Annotated in this window: 28 protein-coding genes; 13 read left to right on the forward strand and 15 right to left on the reverse strand. The window is 70.8% G+C overall.

Annotated elements, in window-relative coordinates; translation table 11 throughout:
- The first annotated feature begins 115 nt into the window (after window positions 1-115).
- Window positions 116-898, forward strand: a complete 783-nt coding sequence (locus tag ABT342_RS30920; protein ID WP_351581190.1) for a helix-turn-helix domain-containing protein — start codon at window positions 116-118, stop codon at window positions 896-898.
- Entirely contained in the window at window positions 895-1,134 is a 240-nt protein-coding gene (locus tag ABT342_RS30925) for a DUF397 domain-containing protein (protein WP_351581192.1), read from the forward strand. The genes ABT342_RS30920 and ABT342_RS30925 overlap by 4 nt, the downstream gene beginning before the upstream one ends.
- Window positions 1,135-1,262: 128 nt before the next feature.
- Here the strand turns inward: ABT342_RS30925 and ABT342_RS30930 are convergent, their stop codons facing one another.
- From ABT342_RS30930 to ABT342_RS30945, 4 genes are all read right to left on the reverse strand, one after another.
- The gene (locus tag ABT342_RS30930) at window positions 1,263-1,928 is read right to left on the reverse strand and encodes a pyridoxine/pyridoxamine 5'-phosphate oxidase (RefSeq protein ID WP_351581194.1); all 666 of its coding nucleotides are present in this window, start codon (window positions 1,926-1,928) and stop codon (window positions 1,263-1,265) included.
- 5 nt (window positions 1,929-1,933) lie between these two features.
- Window positions 1,934-2,359, reverse strand: a complete 426-nt coding sequence (locus tag ABT342_RS30935) for a pyridoxamine 5'-phosphate oxidase family protein (RefSeq protein WP_351581197.1) — start codon at window positions 2,357-2,359, stop codon at window positions 1,934-1,936.
- A gap of 95 nt (window positions 2,360-2,454) precedes the next feature.
- The gene (locus ABT342_RS30940) at window positions 2,455-3,702 is read right to left on the reverse strand and encodes an FAD-dependent monooxygenase (protein ID WP_351581199.1); all 1,248 of its coding nucleotides are present in this window, start codon (window positions 3,700-3,702) and stop codon (window positions 2,455-2,457) included.
- Between the two features lie 147 nt (window positions 3,703-3,849).
- On the reverse strand, window positions 3,850-5,016 hold the full coding sequence (locus ABT342_RS30945; RefSeq protein ID WP_351581201.1) for a thiolase C-terminal domain-containing protein: 1,167 nt from the start codon (window positions 5,014-5,016) through the stop codon (window positions 3,850-3,852).
- 144 nt (window positions 5,017-5,160) lie between these two features.
- On the opposite strand from ABT342_RS30945, the gene ABT342_RS30950 reads away from it, so the two are divergent.
- Both ABT342_RS30950 and ABT342_RS30955 read left to right on the forward strand, forming a co-directional pair.
- Window positions 5,161-6,333, forward strand: coding sequence for an acyl-CoA dehydrogenase family protein (locus ABT342_RS30950; protein ID WP_351581203.1), 1,173 nt, complete (start codon window positions 5,161-5,163; stop codon window positions 6,331-6,333).
- Window positions 6,333-6,818 (forward strand): nitroreductase/quinone reductase family protein, encoded by a 486-nt coding sequence (locus tag ABT342_RS30955; protein WP_351581205.1) that lies wholly within the window; start codon window positions 6,333-6,335, stop codon window positions 6,816-6,818. Before ABT342_RS30950 ends, ABT342_RS30955 begins: the two co-directional genes overlap by 1 nt.
- A gap of 93 nt (window positions 6,819-6,911) precedes the next feature.
- Here ABT342_RS30955 and ABT342_RS30960 read toward each other — a convergent pair whose 3' ends face one another.
- Window positions 6,912-7,559 carry a TetR family transcriptional regulator gene (locus ABT342_RS30960; RefSeq protein ID WP_351581207.1) on the reverse strand — a complete coding sequence of 216 codons (648 nt, stop codon included), beginning with the start codon at window positions 7,557-7,559 and terminating at the stop codon, window positions 6,912-6,914.
- A 238-nt stretch (window positions 7,560-7,797) separates the two neighbouring features.
- On the opposite strand from ABT342_RS30960, the gene kbpA reads away from it, so the two are divergent.
- Both kbpA and afsK read left to right on the forward strand, forming a co-directional pair.
- Window positions 7,798-8,580, forward strand: coding sequence for an AfsK-binding protein KbpA (kbpA, locus tag ABT342_RS30965; protein ID WP_351581209.1), 783 nt, complete (start codon window positions 7,798-7,800; stop codon window positions 8,578-8,580).
- Window positions 8,581-8,704: 124 nt separating this feature from the next.
- The gene (gene afsK / locus ABT342_RS30970; RefSeq protein WP_351581211.1) at window positions 8,705-11,110 is read left to right on the forward strand and encodes a protein serine/threonine kinase AfsK; all 2,406 of its coding nucleotides are present in this window, start codon (window positions 8,705-8,707) and stop codon (window positions 11,108-11,110) included.
- Here the strand turns inward: afsK and ABT342_RS30975 are convergent.
- The 5 genes from ABT342_RS30975 to ABT342_RS30995 form a co-directional block, all read right to left on the reverse strand.
- On the reverse strand, window positions 11,085-11,747 hold the full coding sequence (locus ABT342_RS30975; protein ID WP_351581213.1) for a hypothetical protein: 663 nt from the start codon (window positions 11,745-11,747) through the stop codon (window positions 11,085-11,087). The two genes, afsK and ABT342_RS30975, sit on opposite strands and share 26 nt — an antisense overlap.
- A 99-nt stretch (window positions 11,748-11,846) precedes the next feature.
- On the reverse strand, window positions 11,847-12,203 hold the full coding sequence (locus ABT342_RS30980) for a hypothetical protein (protein ID WP_351581215.1): 357 nt from the start codon (window positions 12,201-12,203) through the stop codon (window positions 11,847-11,849).
- A gap of 377 nt (window positions 12,204-12,580) precedes the next feature.
- Complete coding sequence (locus ABT342_RS30985) at window positions 12,581-13,069, reverse strand: hypothetical protein (protein ID WP_351581217.1); 489 nt, start codon at window positions 13,067-13,069, stop codon at window positions 12,581-12,583.
- A gap of 142 nt (window positions 13,070-13,211) precedes the next feature.
- Window positions 13,212-13,526, reverse strand: coding sequence for a 4a-hydroxytetrahydrobiopterin dehydratase (locus tag ABT342_RS30990; RefSeq protein ID WP_351581219.1), 315 nt, complete (start codon window positions 13,524-13,526; stop codon window positions 13,212-13,214).
- Window positions 13,527-13,733: 207 nt separating this feature from the next.
- On the reverse strand, window positions 13,734-14,273 hold the full coding sequence (locus ABT342_RS30995; protein ID WP_351581221.1) for a flavoprotein: 540 nt from the start codon (window positions 14,271-14,273) through the stop codon (window positions 13,734-13,736).
- A gap of 98 nt (window positions 14,274-14,371) precedes the next feature.
- Here ABT342_RS30995 and ABT342_RS31000 point away from each other — a divergent pair, with 98 nt between their 5' ends.
- The 6 genes from ABT342_RS31000 to ABT342_RS31025 all read left to right on the forward strand — a co-directional run bounded on the left by ABT342_RS31000 (window position 14,372) and on the right by ABT342_RS31025 (window position 17,410).
- On the forward strand, window positions 14,372-15,556 hold the full coding sequence (locus tag ABT342_RS31000; RefSeq protein WP_351581223.1) for a helix-turn-helix domain-containing protein: 1,185 nt from the start codon (window positions 14,372-14,374) through the stop codon (window positions 15,554-15,556).
- 165 nt (window positions 15,557-15,721) lie between these two features.
- The gene (locus tag ABT342_RS31005) at window positions 15,722-16,024 is read left to right on the forward strand and encodes a DUF6415 family natural product biosynthesis protein (RefSeq protein WP_351581225.1); all 303 of its coding nucleotides are present in this window, start codon (window positions 15,722-15,724) and stop codon (window positions 16,022-16,024) included.
- Window positions 16,021-16,191, forward strand: coding sequence for a hypothetical protein (locus ABT342_RS31010; RefSeq protein ID WP_351581227.1), 171 nt, complete (start codon window positions 16,021-16,023; stop codon window positions 16,189-16,191). Before ABT342_RS31005 ends, ABT342_RS31010 begins: the two co-directional genes overlap by 4 nt.
- A gap of 164 nt (window positions 16,192-16,355) precedes the next feature.
- Entirely contained in the window at window positions 16,356-16,784 is a 429-nt protein-coding gene (locus ABT342_RS31015; protein WP_351581228.1) for a UCP032817 domain-containing protein, read from the forward strand.
- Window positions 16,785-16,851: 67 nt separating this feature from the next.
- Window positions 16,852-17,235 carry a hypothetical protein gene (locus ABT342_RS31020; protein WP_351581230.1) on the forward strand — a complete coding sequence of 128 codons (384 nt, stop codon included), beginning with the start codon at window positions 16,852-16,854 and terminating at the stop codon, window positions 17,233-17,235.
- 22 nt (window positions 17,236-17,257) lie between these two features.
- Window positions 17,258-17,410, forward strand: a complete 153-nt coding sequence (locus ABT342_RS31025; RefSeq protein WP_351581231.1) for a hypothetical protein — start codon at window positions 17,258-17,260, stop codon at window positions 17,408-17,410.
- A 524-nt stretch (window positions 17,411-17,934) separates the two neighbouring features.
- On the opposite strand, the gene ABT342_RS31030 is transcribed toward ABT342_RS31025, so the two are convergent.
- Genes ABT342_RS31030 through ABT342_RS31040 form a run of 3 tightly spaced genes read right to left on the reverse strand, consistent with a single transcriptional unit; the run spans window position 17,935 to window position 20,330 of the window.
- Window positions 17,935-18,717 carry an enoyl-CoA hydratase/isomerase family protein gene (locus ABT342_RS31030; protein WP_351581233.1) on the reverse strand — a complete coding sequence of 261 codons (783 nt, stop codon included), beginning with the start codon at window positions 18,715-18,717 and terminating at the stop codon, window positions 17,935-17,937.
- Window positions 18,714-19,163 (reverse strand): Zn-ribbon domain-containing OB-fold protein, encoded by a 450-nt coding sequence (locus tag ABT342_RS31035; RefSeq protein WP_351581235.1) that lies wholly within the window; start codon window positions 19,161-19,163, stop codon window positions 18,714-18,716. Before ABT342_RS31035 ends, ABT342_RS31030 begins: the two co-directional genes overlap by 4 nt.
- A 9-nt stretch (window positions 19,164-19,172) precedes the next feature.
- Window positions 19,173-20,330, reverse strand: a complete 1,158-nt coding sequence (locus tag ABT342_RS31040; protein ID WP_351581237.1) for a lipid-transfer protein — start codon at window positions 20,328-20,330, stop codon at window positions 19,173-19,175.
- A gap of 59 nt (window positions 20,331-20,389) precedes the next feature.
- Here ABT342_RS31040 and ABT342_RS31045 point away from each other — a divergent pair, with 59 nt between their 5' ends.
- Window positions 20,390-21,994, forward strand: coding sequence for a FadD3 family acyl-CoA ligase (locus ABT342_RS31045; RefSeq protein WP_351581239.1), 1,605 nt, complete (start codon window positions 20,390-20,392; stop codon window positions 21,992-21,994).
- Window positions 21,995-22,357: 363 nt separating this feature from the next.
- Here the strand turns inward: ABT342_RS31045 and ABT342_RS31050 are convergent, their stop codons facing one another.
- Both ABT342_RS31050 and ABT342_RS31055 read right to left on the reverse strand, forming a co-directional pair.
- Complete coding sequence (locus ABT342_RS31050; RefSeq protein WP_351581241.1) at window positions 22,358-22,960, reverse strand: hypothetical protein; 603 nt, start codon at window positions 22,958-22,960, stop codon at window positions 22,358-22,360.
- Window positions 22,957-23,595 (reverse strand): RNA polymerase sigma factor, encoded by a 639-nt coding sequence (locus ABT342_RS31055; protein WP_351581244.1) that lies wholly within the window; start codon window positions 23,593-23,595, stop codon window positions 22,957-22,959. The genes ABT342_RS31050 and ABT342_RS31055 overlap by 4 nt, the downstream gene beginning before the upstream one ends.
- Between the last annotated feature and the right edge of the window lie 7 nt (window positions 23,596-23,602).

Genomic DNA, 23,602 nt, shown 5'->3' on the forward strand with positions numbered 1-23,602 from the left:
CCATCTACGGCGCACCGCATGCAGCCATACCCAGAGCCCCTGGGTCCACCGATCTTACGAATGATCAGTTCAAACCCACCACTGAAAGGTAGGGCCCTCGCATGCGCGAAAGCATGTGGGTGAGCTGATCAAGTTGTACCGGGGTCTGGCGGGCATGACGCAGAGGACCCTGGCCGAGCGGCTGTTGATGTCGGAGTCGCTGCTGGGGGCGTACGAGCGGGCGGAGCGCATTCCGTCGACGTCGTTCCTGGTGGACGCGGACGCGGACGCGGTGCTGGGGGCGAACGGAGCGCTGAAGTCGTGCGTCGAGATGATGGAGGAGGAGCAGTACTCGCCGAAGTTCCTCAACTGGAAGCGTACGGAAGCGGAAGCGGCGAGCATCAGCGCGTACGAGACGATGGTGATCCCGGGCCTGCTCCAGACGCCCGCCTACGCGCGGGGTTTGTACGAGGTGCGGGTGCCGATGTACGAGCCGGACGAGATCGACCGCCATGTGGACGGGCGGCTGGAGCGCCAGGTGGTGCTCGACCGCAAGCCGAGGCCGATCGTGAGCTACGTGGTCGAGGAAGCGGCCTTCCGGCGGCCCATCGGCGGTGACGCGGCACTGAAGGAGCAGCTCCGGCACGTACTGGAGGCCATCCGCGTCAGGAACCATCTGACCGTGCAGGTGATGCCGAACCAGCGGATCGTGCACGCGGGCCTGATGGGGCCGTTCCAACTGCTGAGCACCCCCCAAGGACGGAATCTGGGGTACACGGCGGGCCAGGGCGGAGATACGTTGATCTCCAGGCCCGAAGAGGTGAACCGGTTGATCGACCTCTTCGGGGCGCTGCGGGCCCAGGCGCTCACGCCCTGGGAGTCCGTGGAACTCATCGAGAGGATGGCGGCGAAGCTATGACCCCCGAACTGGCCTGGTTCAAGAGCAGTTACAGCGGCAACGAGGGTGACGCGTGCGTCGAAGTCGCCTACGACTGGCGCAAGTCCAGCTACAGCGGCAACGAGGGCGGCGCGTGCGTCGAGGTCGCCACCTGCCCCCACGCCGTCCACCTCCGCGACTCCAAGGTCCCCGACGGCCCCACCTTCGCCGTCACCCCCACCACCTGGACCGCCTTCATCGCCGCCACCGGGAGCTGACCCTGACGGTGCCCATGGGCGCCATCAGGGTCGATGAGGCCGTGGAGGTCACCGCACCGGGCGGGGCGGCGGTCCGGCCGCTGTGCGTCCTGCCCGGGGCCGCGAAACCTCCTGCCGGATCGACGGCCTTACGGCCAGAGCAGCTCGCGCACCCAGGTCCCGCCCTCGCGCCGGTAGCGCAGCCGTACGTGCCTGCGCCGCTCGTCCCCCTGGAAGAACTCCACCTCCGAGGGCTCCAGCACGTACACCGTCCAGGTGCCGGACGCGGCGTCCGGCTCGGCGTTCGCCCGCTCCCAGGCCGCCTCGCTCGCCCGTACCAACTCCTCGTACGAGCGCAGCATCTCGCTCTGGCGGCCGACCAGGGCGGAGGCCAGCGCGCCCGTCGAGCGTGCGTGCAGATCGGCGTACGCCTCCTGTGGCGTGCCCGGTACGACCCGCCCGCGCACCCGGATCTGCCGGCCCTGCGCGGCCCAGTAGAAGCCGAGCGCGGCCTCGGGGCGGGCGGCCAGCTGGCGGCCCTTCGCGCTGGTCGCGTGCGAGGCGAAGTGCCAGCCGCGCTCGTCCGCGTCGTGCAGCATCAGGGTGCGCACGTCGGGCCGGCCGTCCTCGTCGACGGTGGCCAGCGACATCGTGTGCGGTTCGGGCTGTCCGGCGTCCGCCGCCTCCACGAACCACCGCCGGAACAGTGGCAGTGGCGCGTCCGGCGTCTCGGCGGTGTCGAAGGCGGGCAGTTCGGTGTCCCAGACCGTCAGGGACCGCAACCGCTTGTGGAATTCGTCGGCGCTCGTCGTCATGCCGGTCAAAGCGACCCCAGGTCGGCCGACACCCAGCGCTGCGGGCTCATGTGGATGACGACCGTCTCGCCGTGGTTCTTCTCGGCGAACTCGACATAGCCGTCGACCTTCTCCGCCGGGAGATAGCGGGCGGTGATCTCGCGCAGCAGCTCACGGGTCCCGGGTTCCGTCCGGGTCACCGGGCCTTCGACGGAGACGTACCGGATGGTGGGTTCGAGGCGGTCGACCATCAGGGAGAAGCGGCCCGCCGCGCTGATCAGCTCGTGCTTGCGGGAGCCGCGCCCGGTCAGGATCCACAGGTCGCCGCCCGGCTCGTACTGGTACCAGATCGGGACCGTGAGCGGCCCGCGTCCCTCTCCCGCGTCCACCGCCAGTGCCGCGACATGGGGTTCGGCCAGGTACTGCTCGCACTCTTCTCGGGTCAGAGCCACATGAGTCTCCTCTGCACGGGTAGGTGGCTCCACTGTGCCGCATGGTGCGTGGTGCCGCGCCGGATCGTCCGGCCGCGCGCGCCGCGTACGGCGCGTCAGACCCGCGCGGCCGCGTGCGCCGCGTAGTCCCCCAGCGGGATCGCGTTCGCGGCCCGCTGGATGTCGTCGCGGATCTTCTTCGCGATCAGGTTCTTCCACGGGGTGCGCGGCAGCGTGCGGACCATGAACATCCGCAGCGCGATCTTCCACTTCGACCCGACCGTCATCTCCTTCGCGAAACCCTCCGCGATCTTCTGGTTCATCTCGACGCCCGGCCGCATGGCCCGCTCGTACCGCTCGTACGCCACCGTATGGTCGCCGCCCGCCGCCGCCAGCTCGCCCGCCAGGGTGTACGCGCCGATCAGGGCGAGGCCCGTGCCCTGTCCGGAGGCGGGCGACGCGCAGTGCGCGGCGTCGCCGAGCAGCACGACCCGGCCCGTGGACCAGCGGTCCATCTCGATCAGGCTGATCGAGTCGAAGTAGAAGTCGTCGGCGTCCGCTGCGTGCCCGAGCAGGCGCGGGATCTCCCAGCCGTCGCCCGCGAAGGTCTCGGTGAGCAGCCGCTTCTGGGCGGTGATGTCGCGGTGGTGGTAGGGGAGTTCCTCGGGCGCGCCGAAGACGAAGAGGTTCTTGGCGTCGCTCTCACCGGCCGAGCTGTAGACGCAGGTCAGCTTCCCGGGGAGCGCGTGGTAGGTCTCCCACTGCTTCAGCCCCAGGTGGTTGGGGGCGGTGAAGATGGAGATGTACGCGCCGAGGTAACGCTTGAACCGCTTCTCCTCGCCGAAGATGAGGCGCCGGGTGTTCGAGTGCATCCCGTCCGCGCCGACGACGAGGTCGAACCGGCGGCGCAGTCCGCTCTCGAAGGTGACCAGGACGCCGTCCGCGTCCTCGTCCAGCGCGGCGATCGAGTCGCCGAAGAGGTACTCGACGTCGTCGCGGGTGTGCTCGTACAGGATCCGGGCCAGGTCGCCGCGCATGATCTCGTCGTCGCCCTCGACGCGCCCGCCGAAGATCTCGGCGGGCAGCTCGCCGATGGTCCGGCCGCTGTCGTCGACGTACGAACCGCCCGCCATGTCCGTGGAGTGGGCGCGTACGTCGTCGAGGATGCCCATCCGGGCGCAGACCTCGATCGCCGTGCCCCGGATGTCGACCTTGTAGCCGCCGGGGCGCAGCTCGGGGGCGCGCTCGACGACGGTGGGGGTGAAGCCGTAGCGGTGCAGCCAGAGGGCGAGGGAGGGGCCGGCGATGCTCGCGCCGGAGATCAGGACGGTCTTGCCGGCGGGGGTGCTGTTCCCATGCGTCATGGCGAGGCTCCGGTGTCGTGGGCGGGACCGGGTGGCCCCTGCCGATGCCTCGACTATACGATTGTTTAATACGGCTGTCTATGACAGTGGTATAGATTCTGGGTGTGCGGATCCCGGGTGTGCGGATCTCGGGTGTATGGATCTGGGTCAGCGGCCCAGCACCACCGTCCCCGCCGAGCAGAACCAGCCGCCCGTCCCCGAGGCCACCGCCAGCTCCGGAACGCTCCCGTCCGCCCGCCGCACCTGATGTCCGCCCGCCTCGCCGCGCAGCTGCCGTACCGCCTCGACCAGCAGGAACAGCCCGCGCATGCCCGGGTGGCAGGCGGAAAGACCGCCTCCGTCGGTGTTCACCGGCAGCTCCCCGTCCAGCCGCAGCCGGCCCTTCTCGACGAACGGCCCGCCCTCGCCCTTCGGGCAGAAGCCGAGATCCTCCAGGGTCACGAGCGTCATGTACGTGAAGGCGTCGTAGATCTCGGCGATGTCGATGTCCCCGGGCCGCACCCCCGCCCGCTCGAACGCGAGCCGTCCGCTGACCGCCGCCGGGGAGACGGTGAAGTCCTCCCACTCGGACATCGTCGTGTGCGAGACGTGCTCGCCCGTGCCGAGGATCCACACCGGGGCCTTCGCCGTGTCCGCCACGTACTCCTCGGCCGCCAGCAGCACGGCGCAGCCGCCGTCGCTGCGGATGCAGCAGTGCAGCTTGGTGAACGGGTCGGCGATCATCGGGCCGCCCAGGACCTCGTCCACGGTGATCGGGTCGCGGAACATCGCGTCGGGGTTGTGGGAGGCGTTCGCCCGCGCCTGCACGGCGACCTCGGCGAGCTGCTCCAGCGTCGTGCCGTACTCGTGCATGTGGCGGCGCGCGGCCATCGCGTACTTGGCGATCAGCGTGTGTCCGTACGGCACCTCGAACTGCAGCGGTCCGCGCGCGCCGAAGGAGAGGTTGGAGGTGCGGCGGCGGGCCTTGATGTCGGCGCGGGCGGTCGATCCGTAGACGAGCAGGACGGCGTTCGCCCGGCCCGCCGCGATGGCGTCCGCCGCGTGGGCCGCCATGACCTCCCAGGTGGCGCCGCCCACCGAGGTCGAGTCGGTCCAGGTCGGCCGGAGGCCCAGATACTCGGCGACCTCCACCGGCGCGAGCGTGCCGAGCCCGGCGGAGGCGAAGCCGTCGATCAGCGAGCGGTCGAGGCCGGAGTCGGCGAGGGCGCGGCGGGCGGCCTGGGCGTGCAGGGCGTAGGGGGTCGGGCCGTCGACGCGGCCGCAGTCCGAGAGGGATATGCCGACGATGGCGACCTTGCGCGGTGAGGAAGGCATGAATCTGACGGTACATCAGATTCGCTGACCCGGGAGTACACGCGATCCGCTGAGGGCCCGGCGAGGTTTGCCGGGCGCGGCTCTGTGCTTCTGGGGTCCCCCCACCTAACATGACGCCCCGTCAGTTACGGAGGGGAGCCGCCCATGGACGCCGCCTTCACCACCGAACAGTCCGAGATACGCCGTACCCTGCGCGCGGCCCTGTCGCGGCCCGAGGCGCCGCCGGGGCCCCCGGGGCGCGGCGACCCGCAGCTGTGGGCCCGGCTGTCGGCCGAGCTGGGGCTGCCCGGCCTCGCGCTGCCCGAGGCGTACGGGGGAGTGGGCTGCGGACTCGTGGAGCTCGCGCTCGCCTTCGAGGAGGCCGGGCGCGCGCTCGTGCCGTCGCCGCTGTTCGCCACCGCCGGGCTCGCCGCACCGCTGATCGCCGCGCTCGGGAGCGAGGCGCAGCGCGCCGCGCTGTTGCCCGCCGTCGCGGACGGGTCGCTCACCGCCACCCTCGCCGTCCCCGGCGGCGCACTCGCCACCGCCCTCGCCCTCACCGGTGACAACAGCGGCGGCGCGTGGGCCGGGGGCGGCCGGGCCGGCGGCGTACAGGCCAGGCCGGGGGCCGACGGGGAATGGGTGCTGTACGGGGAGGCCGAGCAGGTCCTCGACGGGCACACCGCCGGACTGCTGCTCGTCGCCGCGCACGCCGGGGGCTTCGCCCGCAGCCGCACCCTGCTGTTCCTGGTCAGGGAGGGGGCCGGTGGAGTGGCCCGGACCCGCTGGACCACCCTCGACGAGACCAGGCCCCAGGCGCGCATCGAACTGCGCGACACGCGCGCCGAGTTGCTGGGGGACGAGGACGCCGACGTGACCGGCGCGCTCCGCGCTACCGGCGGCGGCGCCGCCGCCCTGCTCGCCGCCGAGGCCATCGGCGCCGCCGCGTCCGCCCTCGACCGCACCGTCGAGTACGTCAAGTCCCGCGAGCAGTTCGGCCGGCCCATCGGCTCGTTCCAGGCGGTCAAACACCGGCTGGCCGATCTGTACGTACGGGTCCAGTCGGCCCGCTCGGCGGCCTACTACGCTGCCTGGGACCCGGCGGCGGGCGGGCTGGCCCTCGCCCAGTGCCTGGAGGCGCTGCGCATCGTCACCGGCGAGGCGATCCAGCTGCACGGCGGCATCGGCTTCACCTGGGAGCACGAGGCGCACCTGTACTTCAAGCGGGCCGTGTCCGACGAGCTGCTGTTCGGTCCGGTGCACCGGCTGCGGGCACGCGCGGCGGAAGTCGCCGGACTCTTCGAGGGGCCGTTCGCGCGAGAGGCGGTGGCGGTCTGATGTCCAACGGATCCGCGGGCTTCCGGATGATGCAGAAGGTCTCCTCGACGCCCCTCTTCGCGAAGATCGCCCCGCACTTCATTCCCGCCATGGACCGGGCCGTGCACCGTCTCACCGGCGGGAAGGTGCTGCTCAGCGCGCAGATGCTGCCGGGGGTCGTCCTCACCGCGCGCGGCGCGAAGAGCGGGCAGCCGAGGCGTACGCCCCTCGCGTGCATGCCGGAGGAGGAGTCCGGGAGCTGGATCCTGATCGGGTCCAACTTCGGGCGGCCCGGTCATCCGGCCTGGACGGGCAACCTGCTGAAGCACCCCGATGCGCGGATGAGCTGGAAGGGGGAGGACATCGCGGTACGGGCGGAGCTCCTCACCGGGCCCGAGCGGGCCGCGGCCTGGGAGGCGGTCCTCGCCTTCTGGCCGCCGTACGCGACGTACCAGGCGCGCGTGGAGCGGGAGATCAGGCTGTTCAGGCTGACCCGCAGAGGCTGAGAGCGGGAGATCAGGCTGTTCAGGCTGACGCGAAGGGGCTGAGAGCGGGCGCGCCGGTGTGACAGGACTTGGCGCGCCCGTCCCCTGCCTTGGCTACTTCGTCGGCTTCTTGCCGGTGATGCCCAGGTGCACCAACAGCGCCAGGTTCGGCTTCAGTTCGGCCTGTTTGACGCCCCAGGTCTGGAAGCCCTTCTGGTGCGAGGCCACCGCCGCCAGCATCGCGACCAGCGAACCGGCCATCGCCGCCGGGCTCACGTCCTTGTCGACCTTGCCCTTGGCCTGCAGCTCCTTCACGGATTCCGTGAGGGAGTTGGTGACCGAGTTCAGGATCTTCATGCGGATCTTGTAGAACCGCTTGTCGCCCTCGGCCGCACCGAGGTCCACCACGCGCAGGATCGCGTCGTGCTTGCGCCAGAAGTCGAGGAATCCCTCGACGAGCTGCTCGGCGGTCTGCCAGCCGGACTTGCCGACCCAGTTGCGCCCGGAGACCAGCGCGGTCAACCCGGCGCCCTCGGTGGCCATTTCCTCCGCGATCTCCAGGACCGCGCCCTCCACGTCGGGGAAGTACTGGTAGAAGGTCGCGGGTGAAGTGCCCGCCTTCCGGGCCACGTCGATGACCTTGACGTCCCGGTACGGCGAGGAGCTGAGCATCTCGCTGAGGCAGTCGAGCAGCTTCTGCCGCGTCGCCTGGCCGCGTCGACCGGCCACCCGGCCGTCGACGGTGCGTACTTGTCCTGTCATGCCGTCAGCTTACCGAGGGGTGATCGGCGCGCGATTCGGCCGACTGCAAATGGGGTGCGTCCCCCATCCGGAGCAATAGTGTTATCAACAGCCTGTGGATAAGTTCGGTGGACAACTTTACGGATGGACCGCTCCTGCGTGCGGTGCGCCCCGCCCTCGGCTTGACTGGTGAAGGCCGGGGAACCGAGGAAGCGGCTCGACCGGTGAAGGCCGGGGCAGCCGAGGAAGGGGCCGGGTCATGGCCGCATTCACCGAGGGCATGCCGTGCTGGGTGGATGCCCAGCTGTCCGATCTCGAAGCAGGCAAGCGCTTCTACGGCGAGCTGTTCGGCTGGACGTACGGCGAGGGCGGGAGCGAGGCGTACGGCCACTACACCGAGGCCTTCCTCGACGGGAAGCCCGTCGCCGGCCTCGCCGCCAAGCGGGACGGCCGCATGCCCACGACCTGGAACATCTACTTCGCCACCGACGACGCCGCCCGCACCGCCGCCCGCATCCGCGAGTCCGGCGGCCACGTGATCACGGCCCCCGTGCGGGTGGGCGGCCACGGGACGATGGCGCTCGCGGCGGACCCGGGCGGTGCGGTGTTCAGCCTGTGGCAGGAGGGCGACCAGTCCGGCTTCGAGGTGCAGGGAAAGCCCGGTTCGTTCTGCTGGACCGAGTGCTACACGAGGCAGAAGGACGCCGTCGACCGCTTCTACGCCGAGGTCTTCGGCTTCCAGGGCACCCCGCTGCCCGACGAGAAGATCGACTACCTGCTGTGGTCGCCCGCCGGCACGGAGCCGGGCGAGGGGACCGCGATCGGCGCCCGCAGCGTGATCACCGATGCGTTTCCGGCGGAAATGCCCGGCCATTTCCTCATCTACTTCTCCGTCGTGGACTGCGACGGGGCCGTGGAAGCGGTCATCCGCCTCGGCGGCCGCGTCACCGCGCCGCCTTTCGACATCCCGTACGGAAGAATGGCCGTCCTGGCCGACGACCAGGGCGCGTCGTTCGCGGTACTCGCCGAGCCGACGAAATAGACCGGCCAAAATAAACCGAGACACCCCGGAACGCACCCGGGTTCGCAACGGCGCCCTTCGGCAGGAACAATCAGGGGCGACGGGGCCGTACCCACATGGCCCGTACGGGGAGGTGGCAGGCGAAGTGGAGCAGCTGACGCAGCACGACCCGAGGCGGATCGGCCCCTTCGAGGTGCTGGGACGGCTCGGAGCCGGCGGCATGGGGCTGGTCTATCTCGCACGGTCGGCGTCCGGCCGCCGTGTGGCGATCAAGACAGTTCGCACGGAGCTCGCCGAGGACCAGCTCTTCCGCGTCCGCTTCACCCGCGAGGTCGAGGCGGCCCGCGCGGTCTCCGGCTTCTACACGGCCGCCGTGGTCGACGCCGACCCGCGAGCGGCCGTGCCGTGGCTCGCCACCGCGTACGTACCCGCTCCCTCCCTCGAAGAAATAGTGAATGAGTGCGGGCCGCTCCCGGCCCAGGCGGTGCGCTGGCTCGCGGCCGGTATCGCCGAGGCGCTGCAGTCCATCCACGGGGCCGGGCTCGTGCACCGCGACCTCAAGCCGTCGAACGTCCTCGTCGTCGAGGACGGGCCCCGGGTGATCGACTTCGGTATCGCGTCCGGAGTGTCCAACACCCGGCTGACCATGACGAACGTCGCCGTCGGCACGCCCGCGTACATGTCCCCCGAGCAGGCCAGGGACTCGCGCAGCGTGACCGGCGCGAGCGATGTCTTCTCGCTCGGCTCGACGCTGGTGTTCGCGGCGACCGGGCACGCCCCGTTCCACGGCGCGAACCCCGTCGAGACGGTGTTCATGCTGCTGCGCGAGGGCCCGGACCTCCAGGGGCTGCCCGAGGAGCTGCGGCCGCTGATCGAGTCCTGCATGCAGATGGAGGCCGGGCTGCGGCCCAGCCCGGAGGACCTCCAGGCGCAGCTGGCCCCGCATCTGTTCTCGTCCGGCAGCGACGACAGCGGTACGGCATCGGCGTGGCTGCCGCCCCGGGCCACGACGATGATCGAGGAGCGGCGCGGCGGGCGGCTGCCCGGCGCCCCGGCCCCCGCCGCCGCGCGTGCGCGCCAGCCGGAGCCGCCGCCGAGGCCGGAGCGCGCGCCCGAGTGGGGCGGCGGCAACGATCCCCGGACGAGCCCCGCGGCACCTCCGCGTGCCCCGGCGTCCGACGGGCCTGTCCGGCTGCCCGGCACCCGGGTCCCGATCGGCCCCGGCCTGCGCCGCGCGGACACCCGGGCAGCCGTCGGCGCCGACGTGGGCGAGGCCACCGGCTGGATCCGCCCGCCGGCGGGCCTCGTGGGTGCCGCGGCCGCCACCACGGCCCCCACCGCCCCGGTCGCCCCCGCCCCGGTCGCCCCCGCGCCGCCCGTGCCCGCGCCCACGCTGCCCCCGGACGGCGGCCCGGCGCGCTGGCGGCCCTGGCGGTTCCGGATGTCGAACGACGTCTGGGGCACCCCCGTCGTCGACGGTGACCTGCTCTACGTCACCTCCTTCGAGGTGCACGCCCTGGACGTGGGCACCGGCCGCCGCCAGTTCAAGACCCGCGACGTGGCCTGGGCGATGGCCGTCGCGGGCGGCCGTATCCACGCCTCCGACGGGCCCACGCTGTACGCGCTCGACGCCGCCGACGGCAGCGAGCGGTGGCGGCGGCAGGCCGACGCCTGGGTGTACTCCCTCAAGGCCGGCCGCGGCACCGTCCTGACCGCCACGCGCGGCGGCGGCGTCCAGGGCTGGGAGGCCGCCACCGGCGAGAAGCTGTGGGAGGTCACCGGGGCGCAGACGGACTTCGAGACCCCGGAGGCCGGTCCCGCGCTCTTCGACGACACCGCGTACGTCTGGCGTGACGCCCGCCTCCAGGCGCTCGACGCCCGTACCGGGGTCGAGCGCTGGTCGTACCCGATCGGCGACGCCGCGTCCTGCGGTGGCGTACCGGTCCGCGTCACGCAGGCGCCCGACGGCTGTACGTACGTCTCGGCCGGGACCAGGGTCCTGTGCGCCGACACCGCGAGCGGGCACGTCCGCTGGCACTTCGAGGCACCGGCGGTCTTCCTCTCCCCGCCCGCGTTCGCCCCTGGGCCCGCGGTGACGGGGGGCGGGGTGTACCTCGCCGACTACCTCGGCACGGTGTACGCCCTCGACGCGACGACCGGCAAGGACCGGTGGCGCATCGCCACCGAGTCCCGCCAGTCGATCGAGCCGGTCCTCGTCGCCGACGGCAACATCCACGTCGGCAGCGGCAGCGCGCTCTACACGCTGGACGCGGTCACCGGCACCCCCAAGTGGCGCTTCGCCGCGGGCGGCGAGGTCATCGGCACGCCCGTCGTCGCCGACGGCCGCGTCCACTTCGGTTCCGCCGACCACGTCCTCTACACCCTCGACGCGGCCGGCGGCCAACTCCGCTGGAAGCTCGCGACGGGCGGCGAGATCACCGGCTCGCCGGTGGCCCGGAACGGGGTGGTGTACGCCTGCTCCAAGGACCGCTGCGTCTACGCCCTGGACGCGGTGAAGGGCACGGCTACGGGGCGCCCGGCGGGGAGGTAGGGGGCGAGGTCGGGGGCGCCTGCGGCCGCCCCGGCCCCCACGGGTCCTCGGACTCGGACGGCGGCGGCCTCCACGGGGAGTCCTCGGACTCGGACGGCGGCGGGCCCCACCCGTACGGGTCCGGGCGTGGGCGGCGCGGCTGGACCGGGGGCAGCGGAATGGTCCGCGGCGGCGCCTCGTCCGGCACCGGCACGATCGGCGGCAGCTCGCGCGTGCCGCCCTTCTCCCCCCGCCCGCTCATCACGGCGGCGCCCAGCAGCAGAAGCACACCACCCCCCAGCGCGGCGGCGACCCCGTCCCCCACCCCCGTACCGTCACCGCTCACCGTGAGGCTGCCGATGGCCTGCCCCTGGCGGATCATCCACAGGACCGAGAAGCCGAGCACGATCACCCCGGCCACCACGATCAGCGGCCGGGACCGCAGCAGGACCCCGAGCACCGTCACCAGCGCGGCGAACGCGAAGGGCAGCAGCACCGAACCCCACACCGCCGCCCCCGCGAGGGAGATCCCGTCGAACAGGTCCTGGATGCGGTAGTCGCTGCCGTGACGGCCGTCGTACCAGGCACGGAAGGGGCTCCATACGGCGGCCGTCGCTCCGGCGAGAGCGATCACGGAGCCGATGACGTTGCGCACCATGCGGCGCCTCCTCGCTCTCCCCGCCGACGCTACGCCCGTTCCCGGCGGTGAGCAGCCCCGCTGCGCTGTCGGGGTGCGTTCACCAGGTCACGGCGGTCATCAGCGCGGGCAGTTCCATTCGCCCTCGACCCAGACCTTCTTCCAGTGCCCGGGAACGTAGACCCAGCGGTCCTTGTGCCACTTGCCGTCCTTCTCCCACTCACCGCGCTCCCGGTCCCCTTCCCCCTCCCTCTCCGACTTCTTCTCCCAGCCGCCCTCCACCCACTGCTTGTCCCAGTGCCCCTTCTCCCAGGAGCAGCGGAAACCGACGGAGGCGGGAGCGGATGACGAGGAAGACGAGGAGGACGAGGAGGACGCGGAGGCCGTGCCCGCGGCGCCCAGTGCCGCGCCGCCCGCCAGCAGACACGTCGCGCTGGTGCAGGCCACGAGAGCGCGGAGTCGGAGGGGAACGGCCATCAGACGCACCTCGCAATTCGCGGGCAAAAATGTCACAATCAACCCAATTATTCTACTGCCGCCTCGTGTCCTCCATTCGGGCTCACCGCAGCCGGAAATCACCGGGGTGCCGGGCCGGGAAGAGCTCCACCTACCACTCCGGCAGCAGATTCCCGAGCGGCAAGCTCGCCATGGCCCTCCGGCGAGCCGATCAGGCTGAGCAGGACCTCGACAACCGGAGCAGCGGGTTGCGGCGCTGGAGAAAGCCCGGTGCCCGCTGCCATCGCTCGCCGCAGTGACCGGTCTGGCGGCGCTGGGTTCCACGCCCGCTGAACGAGGACGCCCCTGTCTGCCCTCTTCGGGCCGGGCAGGGGGGCGGCGCTCTCGCGCGTCCAGGATCACGCTCGACGGGACGCCCCAGGGGGCCACACCACATCCACCGGGAGGCCCGCCTCGCGCGCCGCAATGACAGTGTCCGCCGTGCCGCCTCCCTTGCCCGACGGAGGCTCTCCGTTCCACACCGCGACCAGTCGGTTCGCGCGCTTCAGCAGCATGCGGTTCGCGTCCTCGTATGCCTGCCTGTTCGCGGTTGCATGAGGCAGAACAATGACCTCCGCTGCGTCCTCGATGAGCCGGTCGAAGGTCGCCTCGTGGTCCGGTTTCACCTTGTTCTTCCGGTAGTCCTGCGAAGGGATCACGGCGATCAGGCGCCCGCCGGCCTCGAGGACGGTTTCGGCGAAGAGGGAATCACTGCCCTCGGCGATGCACCAAATGGCCGTAAGGTCAGAGCTTGCGTGGTCTTTGAGCAGTTGCCGCAGCGCGTCACGGACGAGGTGGATGGTGGCCTCGGTCAGGTCCATGTGCCCCGTCACGGCGAGGATCGTCACGATGCTCCTTCGGTTGACAACAGGTCGCGGATCCTAGCGCGTGCCTCGCTCACCGACCGTGGAGGCTGTGGTGAGCCCGTTTGTCGGCGACCCGACTCTCGCGCCGCGTGCGAGGGAGGGGCATCTTCCGCGCACCTGGGGGTCAGCTCAGGGGGATGCTCTGGTGCGCGGCGACGACCGCGTCAATACGGGCTGCGAGGTCGAAATCGGCGGCGGTGAGCACATGTCCGGCGTCGTGTGTGGTGATCGCGAACCGGATGTGGTCGATGCGGAGGTCGATGTCCGCATGGTGCCCGATCCTGCGCTCACGGTCCGCGACATGCACGATCACCGCCACCCCCGCGTGATAGCGGATGTCGTACGTGCGGGTGATCTCGTCTCCCTCACGCTGCCAGCCTGGCAGCTTCGCCAACTGCTCGGCGATCTCTTCCTCACTCAACGGCCTTGGTACACCCATGCTCAGCTCCCCTCGGTCACAGGCGCGAGCACCTCGGCGAGGTCCCGCCCGACCGGGGCATCCTGCCACGGCCTCATGGCCCACTCCAGAGTGACCAACTCCGGGCGAATCCTGGCCGATCGCGCTTCCACAGCGAGCGTCGGCGCTGAACGAGAACGCCCCCTGTCTGGCCTTCGGGGCAGGCGGGGGGCTAATTCTGCTTGCTGGTCAGTCACCGGCAACACGATCGGCCGCAGCCAGAGCAAGATGCCAGGGATACTCACCGGGGCGGCCTTGGCCGGGCTGGTTCGGAATGAACCCACCTTCCCCGTACAGCATGGTCACGCCCATGGCCCGAAGCTCCGCCACACTCCGCTCGAACGCCCGATGCTGTACATAAGCGGCGTTCACACAAGGCATCGCCACAATCGGGATGCCCTTCCCAATTCCTTCCGCCACAACCCCAACGACGAACCGGTCAGTCAACCCCAGCGCCCACGCGTTGACCGTGTTGAACGTCGCCGGCGCGACCAGGATGGCGTCCGCTGGAGGCCACACATCCGGCTCGCCCGGCCGTTTGTACCGCGAGCGCACCGGGTGGCCAGTCAGCCCCTCCAGCCCAGGCAGTGACTCCTCAAGCCAATCGGCCGCAGTCGGCGTCAGCCCGAGACAAACGTCCCAGCCCCGGCCCTGCGCATCCTCAATGACACGGGCGACGTCGAACACTGGAGGGGCGGCACTTCCGAACATATACAGGGTCCTCGTCATGCCCTCCATCCGATCACATGCAACCGCCCCCGAACCGGGCGGCTGCGGGGGCGATCACGAGTACCGTTCCAGATGACGAGTCAGGAACGGAGCCCAATATGCCGAGACTGGACGACGACCACATTGGCGCGCGCATCAGAGAGCAACGGAAACTCGCCAGACTCACCCAACGCCAGCTGGCCGAGCGCATCCCCTACTCGTACAGCCTGCTCAACCAAGTCGAGTGCGGGGCAAGGCCTGCCAGCATCGATTTCGTAGCGGCCTGCGCCCGCGCTCTGCGGATCGACGTCACCGTGCTGACAGGACAGCCCTACATGACCGAACTCCAGCAAGACCGACTGGCGGAACTCGTACGCCCCATCCGCGAAGCTCTCGACCTCTACGACCTCGGGGCCGACCCGGACCTCACGACCAGGAGCGCCGCCCAACTCGTGGCCGCCGCCGACCAGCTGTGCGCCGATGTCCGTGCCACTCACCTAAGGAAGGCGGCTCGGGCCCTGCCCAGCGTCACAGCCGAGCTCACCACCTCCGCATACCGCACCCCCGGGCAAGACATGTGGCAGGCCCTCGCATCCACGTACCGCACCGCCCACGACATCGCGGTGAAGCTGGGGTACTACGATCTCAGCGCCGTCGCCCTGGACCGAATGGACTGGGCCGCGCAACGCGCTTCCGACCCATGCCTCGGTGCCGTACGCCAGTACATGCGGGCGCTGGTGTACTTCCGGGAAGGGGAGTACACGATCGGGCAGCGGCTCATCGGATCCGGCCACGGCATGCTGGGCCAGGCCGAGCAGGACCGGGAATCCCTGGCAGTCGCTGGCCAACTGCACCTGGGCGCGTCAGTAATCGCTGCTCGCGCCGATGACCAGACCGCAGTTGACAGCAACATCAGCGAAGCGAAGTCCTACGCGAAGCGCACGGGTGACGCGTCGGATGTGCATTGGTTGTCCTTTGGCCCGACGAACGTCGTGCTCCACCGCATGTCAGCGTCAGTGGAAATGCGCCACTACGACGATGCCGTGAAGCAGGCGCGCCGCATCAAGCTTCCGGCCTCGATGGCGACCTCGCGCCGGGCGCACTACCTCATCGATCGGGCACGCTCCGAGATGGAGACCGGCCGGACCGATGCCGCCCTCACATCCATCGTCGAAGCCCGGCGCGTCGCCCCCGAGCAGACCCGGTATCACCCGGGAGCTCGGGAGACCATCAGGGGTCTGGTACACATCTCTCGCCGCACGCCCGAGTCGCTCGGCCACATGACCGCCTGGATCGGGCTCTGACGCTTACAGGCAGCGCTCACAAATCTGTGAGCGTTACCCCCTCCCTCGGCCGCCACGCTGGTCACTCAGCCGACCAGCGACGAGCCGGGGACGACAATGATGCACCGCAGAAGCGGGATTGATACAACCTGCACCTCGGAGACTGAACCGCTCGATCTCGCCACGATGCGGAACGTCGCGCGCCAGGCACTGGCCGACGACGCCAAGGCGGCAGCGACGGATCTTGTCCCCGCTATGCGTGGATTCGTGAGTCGCCTCGTGCCGGAGGTGCAGGAGCTCATCCGCCGTGCCCCGCTGGGCGATCCGCCGGCCAAGGTGGCGCAGGTCGGCGTGGACGAGGCATGGCGACGCCTGCACACCGCCCCGGGATTCGGTCCGGACGCAGCCTGTCGGCATGCGCGGAAGGTGGCGCTGTCGGTGCTCTCGTTGTGCGACCACTTCGAGAGCCTGACCGAGGGCGACTCGTGAAGACCGCGCCGTTCACGACGGACGACCGCACGGTGATCCCCTGCTACTGCTGGATCAAGAAGCCCGGCACAGAGATCCGATGCCGCGAAGACCCCGGGCACGACGGCAACCACTTCAACCGGATCACCCGCGATGAGTGGCCCAACCGTGGGCCCGAACCCCAATGAGCACCCCGCCCGCTGTCGGCCGACAACGGCAGCGCGCGGGCCCGCCCCGGCCGAGTCCCTGGCCGGACACATCGGCCGAGGCGGAGATGGGCCCCGTAAGGCCCAGCACAGGCACCACGGCCCGGGGGAAGGCCCCGCGCCGAGCACACACAAGGGAGCATCGCATGACCGCTCTTGCAACGGAACAGATCAACGGGCGCACGCTCGTCGATCCGGCACTGTTCGACCGGCTCACCGACTTCTGCGCCGAGGAGTACGGCCTGGAGAAGTGCGTCGCCGAACGCGTGATGGACCAGGGCCTGGCGTTCCTCGACGTCATGGGTCGCACCGGTGAGGGCCTGTCGCCTTCGCAGAAGGTCGACCCGGCGTGGCACACGTTCATGCTGCACAGCGCCGAGTACACGGCCTGGTGCGATGAGCGCTACGGCCGGTACATCCACCACGCCCCGAAGTCCCGTTACAGGGACCGGTCGACGATGGTCGATGTCGTAGGCAAGATCCGCGCGGCGGGCTATGCGGTCGACGAGTCCCTGTGGGACATCAAGGCGGACTGTAACGCGCCGACGTGCTGCGGCGACGGCCCCTGCTGCTGAGTGACCGTCCAGGGCGGGCCGCCGCAGGTTCGGCGGTCCGCCCGCTCGACACAGAACGGAATCCCCGGTGCCCACCCAGCCCGAACGGATCGATGACAGCAGCCGGGTGACGCTCTTCCCCTTGGGGGGCCTCACGGTCGCGTACACCACACGGTCCAGCGACAAACGTCGCCTCGGCGACATCGGCATCGTCGCGGTCACCGCCCCGGACACCGCCAAGGGCGAGGACCTGTGGAGCCTCGCACGCAGCATGTGGGCGAGGCCGACCAACAGCCAGGAGCAGGCCCGGTGGATCCTCACCCAGGCCATCCGGGCCCGCATCGTCCAAGCCCCCGCCTACCAGAACCTGCCCGACGCCAAATGGGCCGCAGAGCTGACCCGCCGGTTCCACCTCGACGCGCTCTTCGCCAACCACCAGATCCTGGCCACCGGCCGCCTCACCCTCGCGTAACGCCTGCCCAGAAGGACCAACCGTGAGCAACAAGAAGGACACCGTCAAGGCCGCCAAGGCCGAGATCAACCGCGACAAGGGCCCGAAGATCCCCGAACGCACCCAGGGAACGCTGACGGACCGGCACATGCGCAACCACACCCCGGACCGCCTCTACGGCGACGACGCCACATGAGCCCCCGTCCGCGCCCGCCACCGATCAGGCGCGGACGGGCCGAGGCCCCGCCGATGGCCGTCCGGCCCGGGGCCCCGATTCACCCGCTCCAATCCGAGGCCCCGGAGAACACCCGTCGCATCGCCGACCGGGCGGGCCTCCCCGCGCTCCACGCGTCGGTTGGAGCGGGCCCGAGCGCCCCCGGCCGGCCACCCGTCGCGGTCGGCCGGGGCTACTCCCTGACCAACTCGGTAAGGGAACCCCGATACGACCGGGCCGCCATCGCCGCGACCTGGCTCCACACTGTGATGTCCGGTACCTGTTCTGCCTGGAGGGCGACGACACGGTGACGTTGCAGGCCGAGGAGGTCAGCGGCTACACCTGGCAGCCCATCGATGCCATCGCGGACGAGCGGCTACGGACACGGGTCGCCGCCGCCCTGCGCTGATCGCATCACCCGTCGCTCTGCCGATCGCCCGAGACGTCCGGCACCCGTGAGCCCCGCGCAGGCCCGTCCGGCGCGGGGCTCACCCATGTATCTGTCCTCATCGCAGCCGGAACTCGCCGGAGCGCCGGGCCGAGAAGAGTTCCGCCTGCCGCTCCGGCGGCAGATTCCCGAGCGCGATCAGCTGCGGCGCGTGTGCCAGGGCCTGCGACCTCGCGGCCTCCTTGGCCGACCAGACCGCCCGCACCGTCCCCTGCACCGCCTCCGTCGGGTAGGAGGCGATGACGGCGGCGCAGCGCACCGCCGCCGCCAGCTCGTCGCCCGGCGCCGTCACCTCGCTCACCAGCCCCGTCTCGTACGCCCGCCGGGCCGAGACCCGCTCGGCGGTGCCCATCAGCGCCATCCGGGCCACCTCGCCGAACGGCATCCGCATCGCCAGGTAGACGGACTCGTAGGCACTGACCATGCCGTAGGTCGTATGCGGGTCGAAGAACACCGCGTCCTCGGCGGCGATGACGAACTCCGACTCACCCAGCAGGTAGAACGCCCCGCCGCAGGCCAGCCCGCGCACCGCCGCGACCACGGGTTTCCACAGGTCGTTCGCCTTCGGCCCGACGGCGATGAGCGGATCGTCGATCGAGTACGGGGACGACGGCTGCGGGACGTCCACGGAGCGGTCGATCCCGGTGCAGAACGCCTTCTGTCCGGCGCCGGTGACGACGACGGCCCGTACGCTCTCGTCGTACCGGAACTCCCGCCACGCGGCGGCGAGTTCCTCGCTCATCGCCAGGTCGATGGCGTTGTGCCGGTCCGGCCGGTCCAGGGTGACGACGGCGACGCCGCTGTCCTTGTCCCGCTCCACGCGCACATGATCGCCACTCATGAGCGCTCCAGCACCCAGCGGGGCAGATCGCCGAACGCGACCCTGACCGGCGCCCCGATGCGCAGCCGTGCCGGGTCGACCGAGTCGATCGGGGCGTCGGGCGCGGTGACGACGTTGCCGACGAGCCGGATGTGCGGGGCGTCGACGAGCTCGATGACGGCCACGTTGTAGCCCGGGGCGTGGGCGGCGTACGCGGGCAACAGGGGCGGGTGCGGGATGACGTACGACCAGATGCGGCCCCGCCCGCTCATCCGGCGCCACTCGCTGTCGAAGGACTGGCAGTGCGGGCAGCACGGCCGTGGCGGGAAGCGCAGCTCGCCGCATGCCGCGCAGGCCTGGACGCGCAGCTCGCCCCGGGCGGCGTACTCCCAGAAGGGCGCGCCGTCCTCGTCGGGCACGGGGGTCAGCAGTTCCCCGGGCATCTCTCCCGGCTTCTCTCCGGACATCTCGGCTCCTCAGCTCCTCAGCAGGACGGCGGATGTGGGGACTCCCTCGCCGGCCGTGACCAGGCAGGTAGCGGCGTCCGGCACCTGCGCGGTGCTGGTCCCGCGCAGCTGCTTCACGCCCTCGTTGATGAGGTTGAAGCCGTGGACGTACGCCTCGCTGAGGCCGCCGCCGCCGGTGTTCATCGGCAGCCGCCCGCCGATCTCCAGGGCGCCGCCCTCGGTGAACGGGCCGCCCTCGCCGCGTCCGCAGAAGCCGTACCCCTCCAGCGAGAGGGGGATGAGAGGGGTGAACGCGTCGTAGATCTGGGCGACGTCGACGTCCTGGGGGCCGAAGTCGGCGGTCTTCCACAGCTGCCGGGCGGCCGTCCAGGCGGGGCCGGTGAGCGGGTCGTCGTTCCAGTAGTTGACCATGCCGTGGTGCTGGGCGGGCAGGCCCTGGGCGACGGAGTGCACGTACACGGGCCGGTGCCGGCAGTCCCGGGCCCGCTCGGCGGAGACGATCACGCAGGCGAGCGCCCCGTCCGTCTCCAGGCAGTTGTCGAAGAGGCACAGCGGCTCGCTGATCCACCGGGAGGTCATGTACATCTCGCGGGTCAGCGGCCGGTCGTACATGATCGCGGCGGGGTTCTGGTTGGCGCGGTTGCGGCAGGCGAGGGCGACGTTGAAGAGGTGGTCGCGGGTGGCGCCGTACTCGTGCATGTAGCGCCGCGTGAGCATGCCGATCTCGTCGGCGGGCCGCAGCAGCCCGAAGGGCCGCGTCCACTGCCCGGGGGTGGGCAGCTGGACCGCCGTGTTCTTCCAGGGCCGGGGGCCCGAGCCGCGTTTGCGGGACCGCCACGCCACGCCCACGCTCGCCTGCCCGGTGGCGACGGCGGCGGCGAGGTGCGCGACGGTGGCGCAGGATCCGCCGCCCCCGTAGCCCGCCTTGCTGAAGAAGGTGACGTCGCCGGCGCCGATCGCCTTCGCGACCTCCACCTCGTCGGTCTCCTCCATCGTGTACGAGGCGAAGGCGTCGACCTCGGCGGGTCTGATGCCCGCGTCGTCGAGGGCGGCGAGGATGGCCCGGCAGGCCAGGGTCTTCTCGGATTCGGGGAGGGTCTTCGCGAAGGGGGTCTGTCCTATGCCCGCTATCGCGGTCGCGTCCTTGAGGCTTCTGAGGCTCGCCATGGGGGCGAGGGTACAGCTAATCTGACGGGTGGTCAGCTACTGCGGCGGGAGGCTTGGGTATGCGCGGTGACCTGGAGTGGGACTCCATCCCGAGGCTGGTACGGAGCGCCGCGCGGCGGTACGGCGAGCGGGAGGCCGTCGTCGAGGGGCGTACGCGCGTCTCGTACGCCGAGCTCGGCGAGCGCGTCGAACGGGCGGCGGGGGCGTGCATGGCGGCGGGGGTCGAGCCGGGCGACCGGGTCGCGGTCTGGGCGCCGAACACCCTCGACTGGATCGTCTCCGCGCTCGGGGCGGTCTCGGCGGGCGCGGTGCTCGTCCCGCTGAACACCCGCTTCAAGGGCACGGAGGCGGCGTACGTCCTGCGACGCTCCCGCGCCAAGCTGCTGTTCATCACCGGCACCTTCCTCGGCACGTCGTACGTGGCATCCCTGCGGCGGGCGGAGGTGGAACTCCCCCACCTGGAACAGGTGGTGGTGCTGGCGGACAGCGCGCCGGAGGACTACCGCACCTGGAAGGACTTCCTGGCGGCCGGGGAGTCGGTGCCGCCCTCGGACGTCCGCGCCCGCGCCGACTCGGTGACCTCATCGGCCCCCTCCGACATCATCTTCACCTCGGGCACGACGGGGGCGCCGAAGGGCGCGGTGATCACCCACGAGCAGACCCTGCGCTGCTACGCGATCTGGAGCGAGCTGGCCGGTCTGCGCGAGGGCGACCGCTATCTGATCGTGAACCCGTTCTTCCACACCTTCGGCTACAAAGCGGGCATCATCGCGTGCCTGATGCGCGGCGCGACGATGATCCCGCAGCCGGTCTTCAACGTGGAGACGGTGCTGGCCAACATCGCCTCGGAACGCATCTCCGTCCTCCCCGGTCCGCCGACCCTCCACCAGTCCCTCCTGGACCACCCCGCCCGCGCGGCGCACGACCTGTCCGCCCTCCGCCTGGTCGTCACCGGCGCGGCGGTCGTCCCCCTCCAGCTGGTCGAGCGCCTGCGTGCCGAGCTGCGCATCGCCACGGTCCTCACCGCGTACGGCCTCTCCGAGGCTTCCGGCATCGTCACGATGTGCCGCCGAGGCGACGCCCCGGAGACCATCGCCGCCACCTCCGGCCGCGCCATCCCCGGCACCGAGGTCCGCGTCCTCGCCGCCGCCCCGGGCGAGCCCGGCGAGGTCCTGGTCCGCGGCCACAACGTCATGCGCGGCTACTTCGAGGACCCGGCCGGGACGGCGAAGGTCCTCGACTCCGACGGCTGGCTCCACACGGGCGACGTGGGCGTCCTCGACGAGGCGGGGAACCTGCGGATCACCGACCGGATCAAGGACATGTTCATCGTCGGCGGCTTCAACGCGTACCCGGCGGAGATAGAGCAACTCCTCGGCCTGCACCCGGACATCGCCGACGTGGCGGTCATCGGCGTCCCGGACGCACGGCTGGGCGAGGTGGGCAAGGCGTACGCGGTACGGCGCCCGGGTGCGACGGTGACGGCGGACGACCTGATCGCCTGGTCGCGGCGGGAGATGGCGAACTACAAGGTGCCGAGGTCGGTGGAGTTCGTGCCGGAACTGCCGCGCAACGCGAGCGGGAAGGTACTGAAGACGGAGCTCAGGGAGCGTTGCGCGGACGTCGCCGGGGAACCTGGGTGCTCGAAGGGTGCGGCGACCTGATCGACGTCCCAGGACGCCGAGGGGCCGGGCTGAATGACTCTGTTGGTTTAAGGCTGGTCCCTCCGTGAAGCCCGTCGCCGTCAGGCGACGGGCTTCAGTGGGGTAGCGCCGAGGTAAGCCCAAAAGCCGCCAGTACTTGATCTTGGCGGGTGTGGCGCTAGGTCCGCTCAACGCAGGCTGGCAGCCGGAAGTGCATTGACGCGGTTCTCGTACTCGCGGCGGGCCTTGCGCTGGGCTGGGACCGCCGAGGTGCCGTCGAGGGGCTGGCAGCGGTCGAGGAGCTGGCGGTGGACTGCGGGGTCGGGCGACGCATGAGGGGCCCGCCGGTGAGCAAGCCGACGGACCCCTCATGAAGGATTGATGTCACTTGGCGCCGAGGGTGATGGTCAGAGCGTTGGCGTCGTTGTCCTTAAGAGAGAAGACGATCGTCGTGGGGTACTTGCTGACGAGCTTGGGGTAGAGGGTGGCAACGAAGTCGCCGTTCTTATCGCGCTGGGCGTAGTGGATGATCGCCGGGATGGTGCGCGGCCCGCCCTTGGCGACCTGAGCCTGGATGCCCATGGCGGCCAGGTCCTTTTGCAGTTGGGCTGCGTTTGCCGTGGGGGTGGCCCCGGCGCGGAGCGTGACCTGGACGGCGTCGTCCGTCTTGTGGTCCAGGGTGTAGGCAACGGTGTTGATTCGGTGCGGGCCGGCCGCGACGGTCGCAGTGTCGGTGTCGCCGGTCGTCTGACCGGTGCTCACCGCGACACCGGCCACGGCCGCTGCCAGCGCCACCGGGGCGGCAAATCGCATCGCGAGTCGCCAGCGCCTCGCAGTGAGGCGGGACTCTTCCTGCACGTGGTTCATGAGGTGTTCCTTCAGCAGACGGTGGCGGTCGCGAGTGAGATCCGGGTCCGCCGGTGCCGGCAGCAGCCGGGACAGCTCCTCGCGCTCCGACCCTTGCGGCGACTGCGGGGTGGCATTCATCGGTTCTTCTCCTGAATCGACCGGACCGCAGATGTGCGGTCACCCGGTATCTGTCCGCTGCCAGAATCACGTTGCATGTTTTTTGGAACCCGGGCCAATTCCTGCTCGGTGAGCTCCCGCAGCCGACTGCGCGCCCGAGACAGTCGGGAACGGACCGTGCCGACCGGCACTCCCAGTGCCTCTGCCACCGCCGCATGCTCCAGGCCGGACCAGACGCACAGGGCAAACACTTCCCGCTCCGCCGGCCTCAACCGCTCAAGCGCGGCCTTGGCCGCGGCCAGTTGCTCGGTGTCGGCCAGCCGCCCCACCAGCTCCTCCGCGAAATCGGGCACCGTCTCGCGCGGCGGCAGCTGGGTCAGCGCCTTCTGGTGTCGGCGCGCGGCCCGAGCAGTGTTGCGCAGCACATTGGTCGCGATCCCCAGCAACCAAGGCCGCAGGCTCTCTCCGCCCAGGCGCAGCTTCTTTCTCAGCCGCCATGCCTCCAGGAAGGTCAGGGACACCACGTCCTCGGCAGCGGCCCAGTCGCCGGTCCAGCGCACAGCGTGCCGGTACACCACCCGGGCGTGCTCATCAAAGATCTGCCCGAAAGCTGTCGGGTCCCCGGCCCGCACTCGGGCGCGCAACGATATCTCCACGCACAGT

It is taken from the genome of Streptomyces sp. NPDC000410 (assembly GCF_040300305.1).
In the GTDB taxonomy this organism is placed as follows: Bacteria; Actinomycetota; Actinomycetes; order Streptomycetales; family Streptomycetaceae; genus Streptomyces.

Excerpts from the sequence above, each read along its gene's own strand:
- ABT342_RS31045 (WP_351581239.1), top strand. The coding sequence starts at position 20,390 with ATGCGCGGTGACCTGGAGTGGGACTCCATCCCGAGGCTGGTACGGAGC.
- ABT342_RS30975 (WP_351581213.1), bottom strand. The coding sequence starts at position 11,747 with ATGGTGCGCAACGTCATCGGCTCCGTGATCGCTCTCGCCGGAGCGACG.
- ABT342_RS30955 (WP_351581205.1), top strand. The coding sequence starts at position 6,333 with ATGTCCAACGGATCCGCGGGCTTCCGGATGATGCAGAAGGTCTCCTCG.
- ABT342_RS30940 (WP_351581199.1), bottom strand. The coding sequence starts at position 3,702 with ATGACGCATGGGAACAGCACCCCCGCCGGCAAGACCGTCCTGATCTCC.
- kbpA (WP_351581209.1), top strand. The coding sequence starts at position 7,798 with ATGGCCGCATTCACCGAGGGCATGCCGTGCTGGGTGGATGCCCAGCTG.
- ABT342_RS30995 (WP_351581221.1), bottom strand. The coding sequence starts at position 14,273 with ATGACGAGGACCCTGTATATGTTCGGAAGTGCCGCCCCTCCAGTGTTC.
- ABT342_RS30945 (WP_351581201.1), bottom strand. The coding sequence starts at position 5,016 with ATGCCTTCCTCACCGCGCAAGGTCGCCATCGTCGGCATATCCCTCTCG.
- ABT342_RS31030 (WP_351581233.1), bottom strand. The coding sequence starts at position 18,717 with ATGAGTGGCGATCATGTGCGCGTGGAGCGGGACAAGGACAGCGGCGTC.
- ABT342_RS30950 (WP_351581203.1), top strand. The coding sequence starts at position 5,161 with ATGGACGCCGCCTTCACCACCGAACAGTCCGAGATACGCCGTACCCTG.
- ABT342_RS31000 (WP_351581223.1), top strand. The coding sequence starts at position 14,372 with ATGCCGAGACTGGACGACGACCACATTGGCGCGCGCATCAGAGAGCAA.
- ABT342_RS30960 (WP_351581207.1), bottom strand. The coding sequence starts at position 7,559 with ATGACAGGACAAGTACGCACCGTCGACGGCCGGGTGGCCGGTCGACGC.
- ABT342_RS30990 (WP_351581219.1), bottom strand. The coding sequence starts at position 13,526 with ATGGGTGTACCAAGGCCGTTGAGTGAGGAAGAGATCGCCGAGCAGTTG.
- ABT342_RS30930 (WP_351581194.1), bottom strand. The coding sequence starts at position 1,928 with ATGACGACGAGCGCCGACGAATTCCACAAGCGGTTGCGGTCCCTGACG.
- ABT342_RS31005 (WP_351581225.1), top strand. The coding sequence starts at position 15,722 with ATGCGGAACGTCGCGCGCCAGGCACTGGCCGACGACGCCAAGGCGGCA.
- ABT342_RS30925 (WP_351581192.1), top strand. The coding sequence starts at position 895 with ATGACCCCCGAACTGGCCTGGTTCAAGAGCAGTTACAGCGGCAACGAG.
- ABT342_RS31035 (WP_351581235.1), bottom strand. The coding sequence starts at position 19,163 with ATGTCCGGAGAGAAGCCGGGAGAGATGCCCGGGGAACTGCTGACCCCC.
- ABT342_RS31050 (WP_351581241.1), bottom strand. The coding sequence starts at position 22,960 with ATGAATGCCACCCCGCAGTCGCCGCAAGGGTCGGAGCGCGAGGAGCTG.
- ABT342_RS30980 (WP_351581215.1), bottom strand. The coding sequence starts at position 12,203 with ATGGCCGTTCCCCTCCGACTCCGCGCTCTCGTGGCCTGCACCAGCGCG.
- ABT342_RS31015 (WP_351581228.1), top strand. The coding sequence starts at position 16,356 with ATGACCGCTCTTGCAACGGAACAGATCAACGGGCGCACGCTCGTCGAT.
- ABT342_RS31040 (WP_351581237.1), bottom strand. The coding sequence starts at position 20,330 with ATGGCGAGCCTCAGAAGCCTCAAGGACGCGACCGCGATAGCGGGCATA.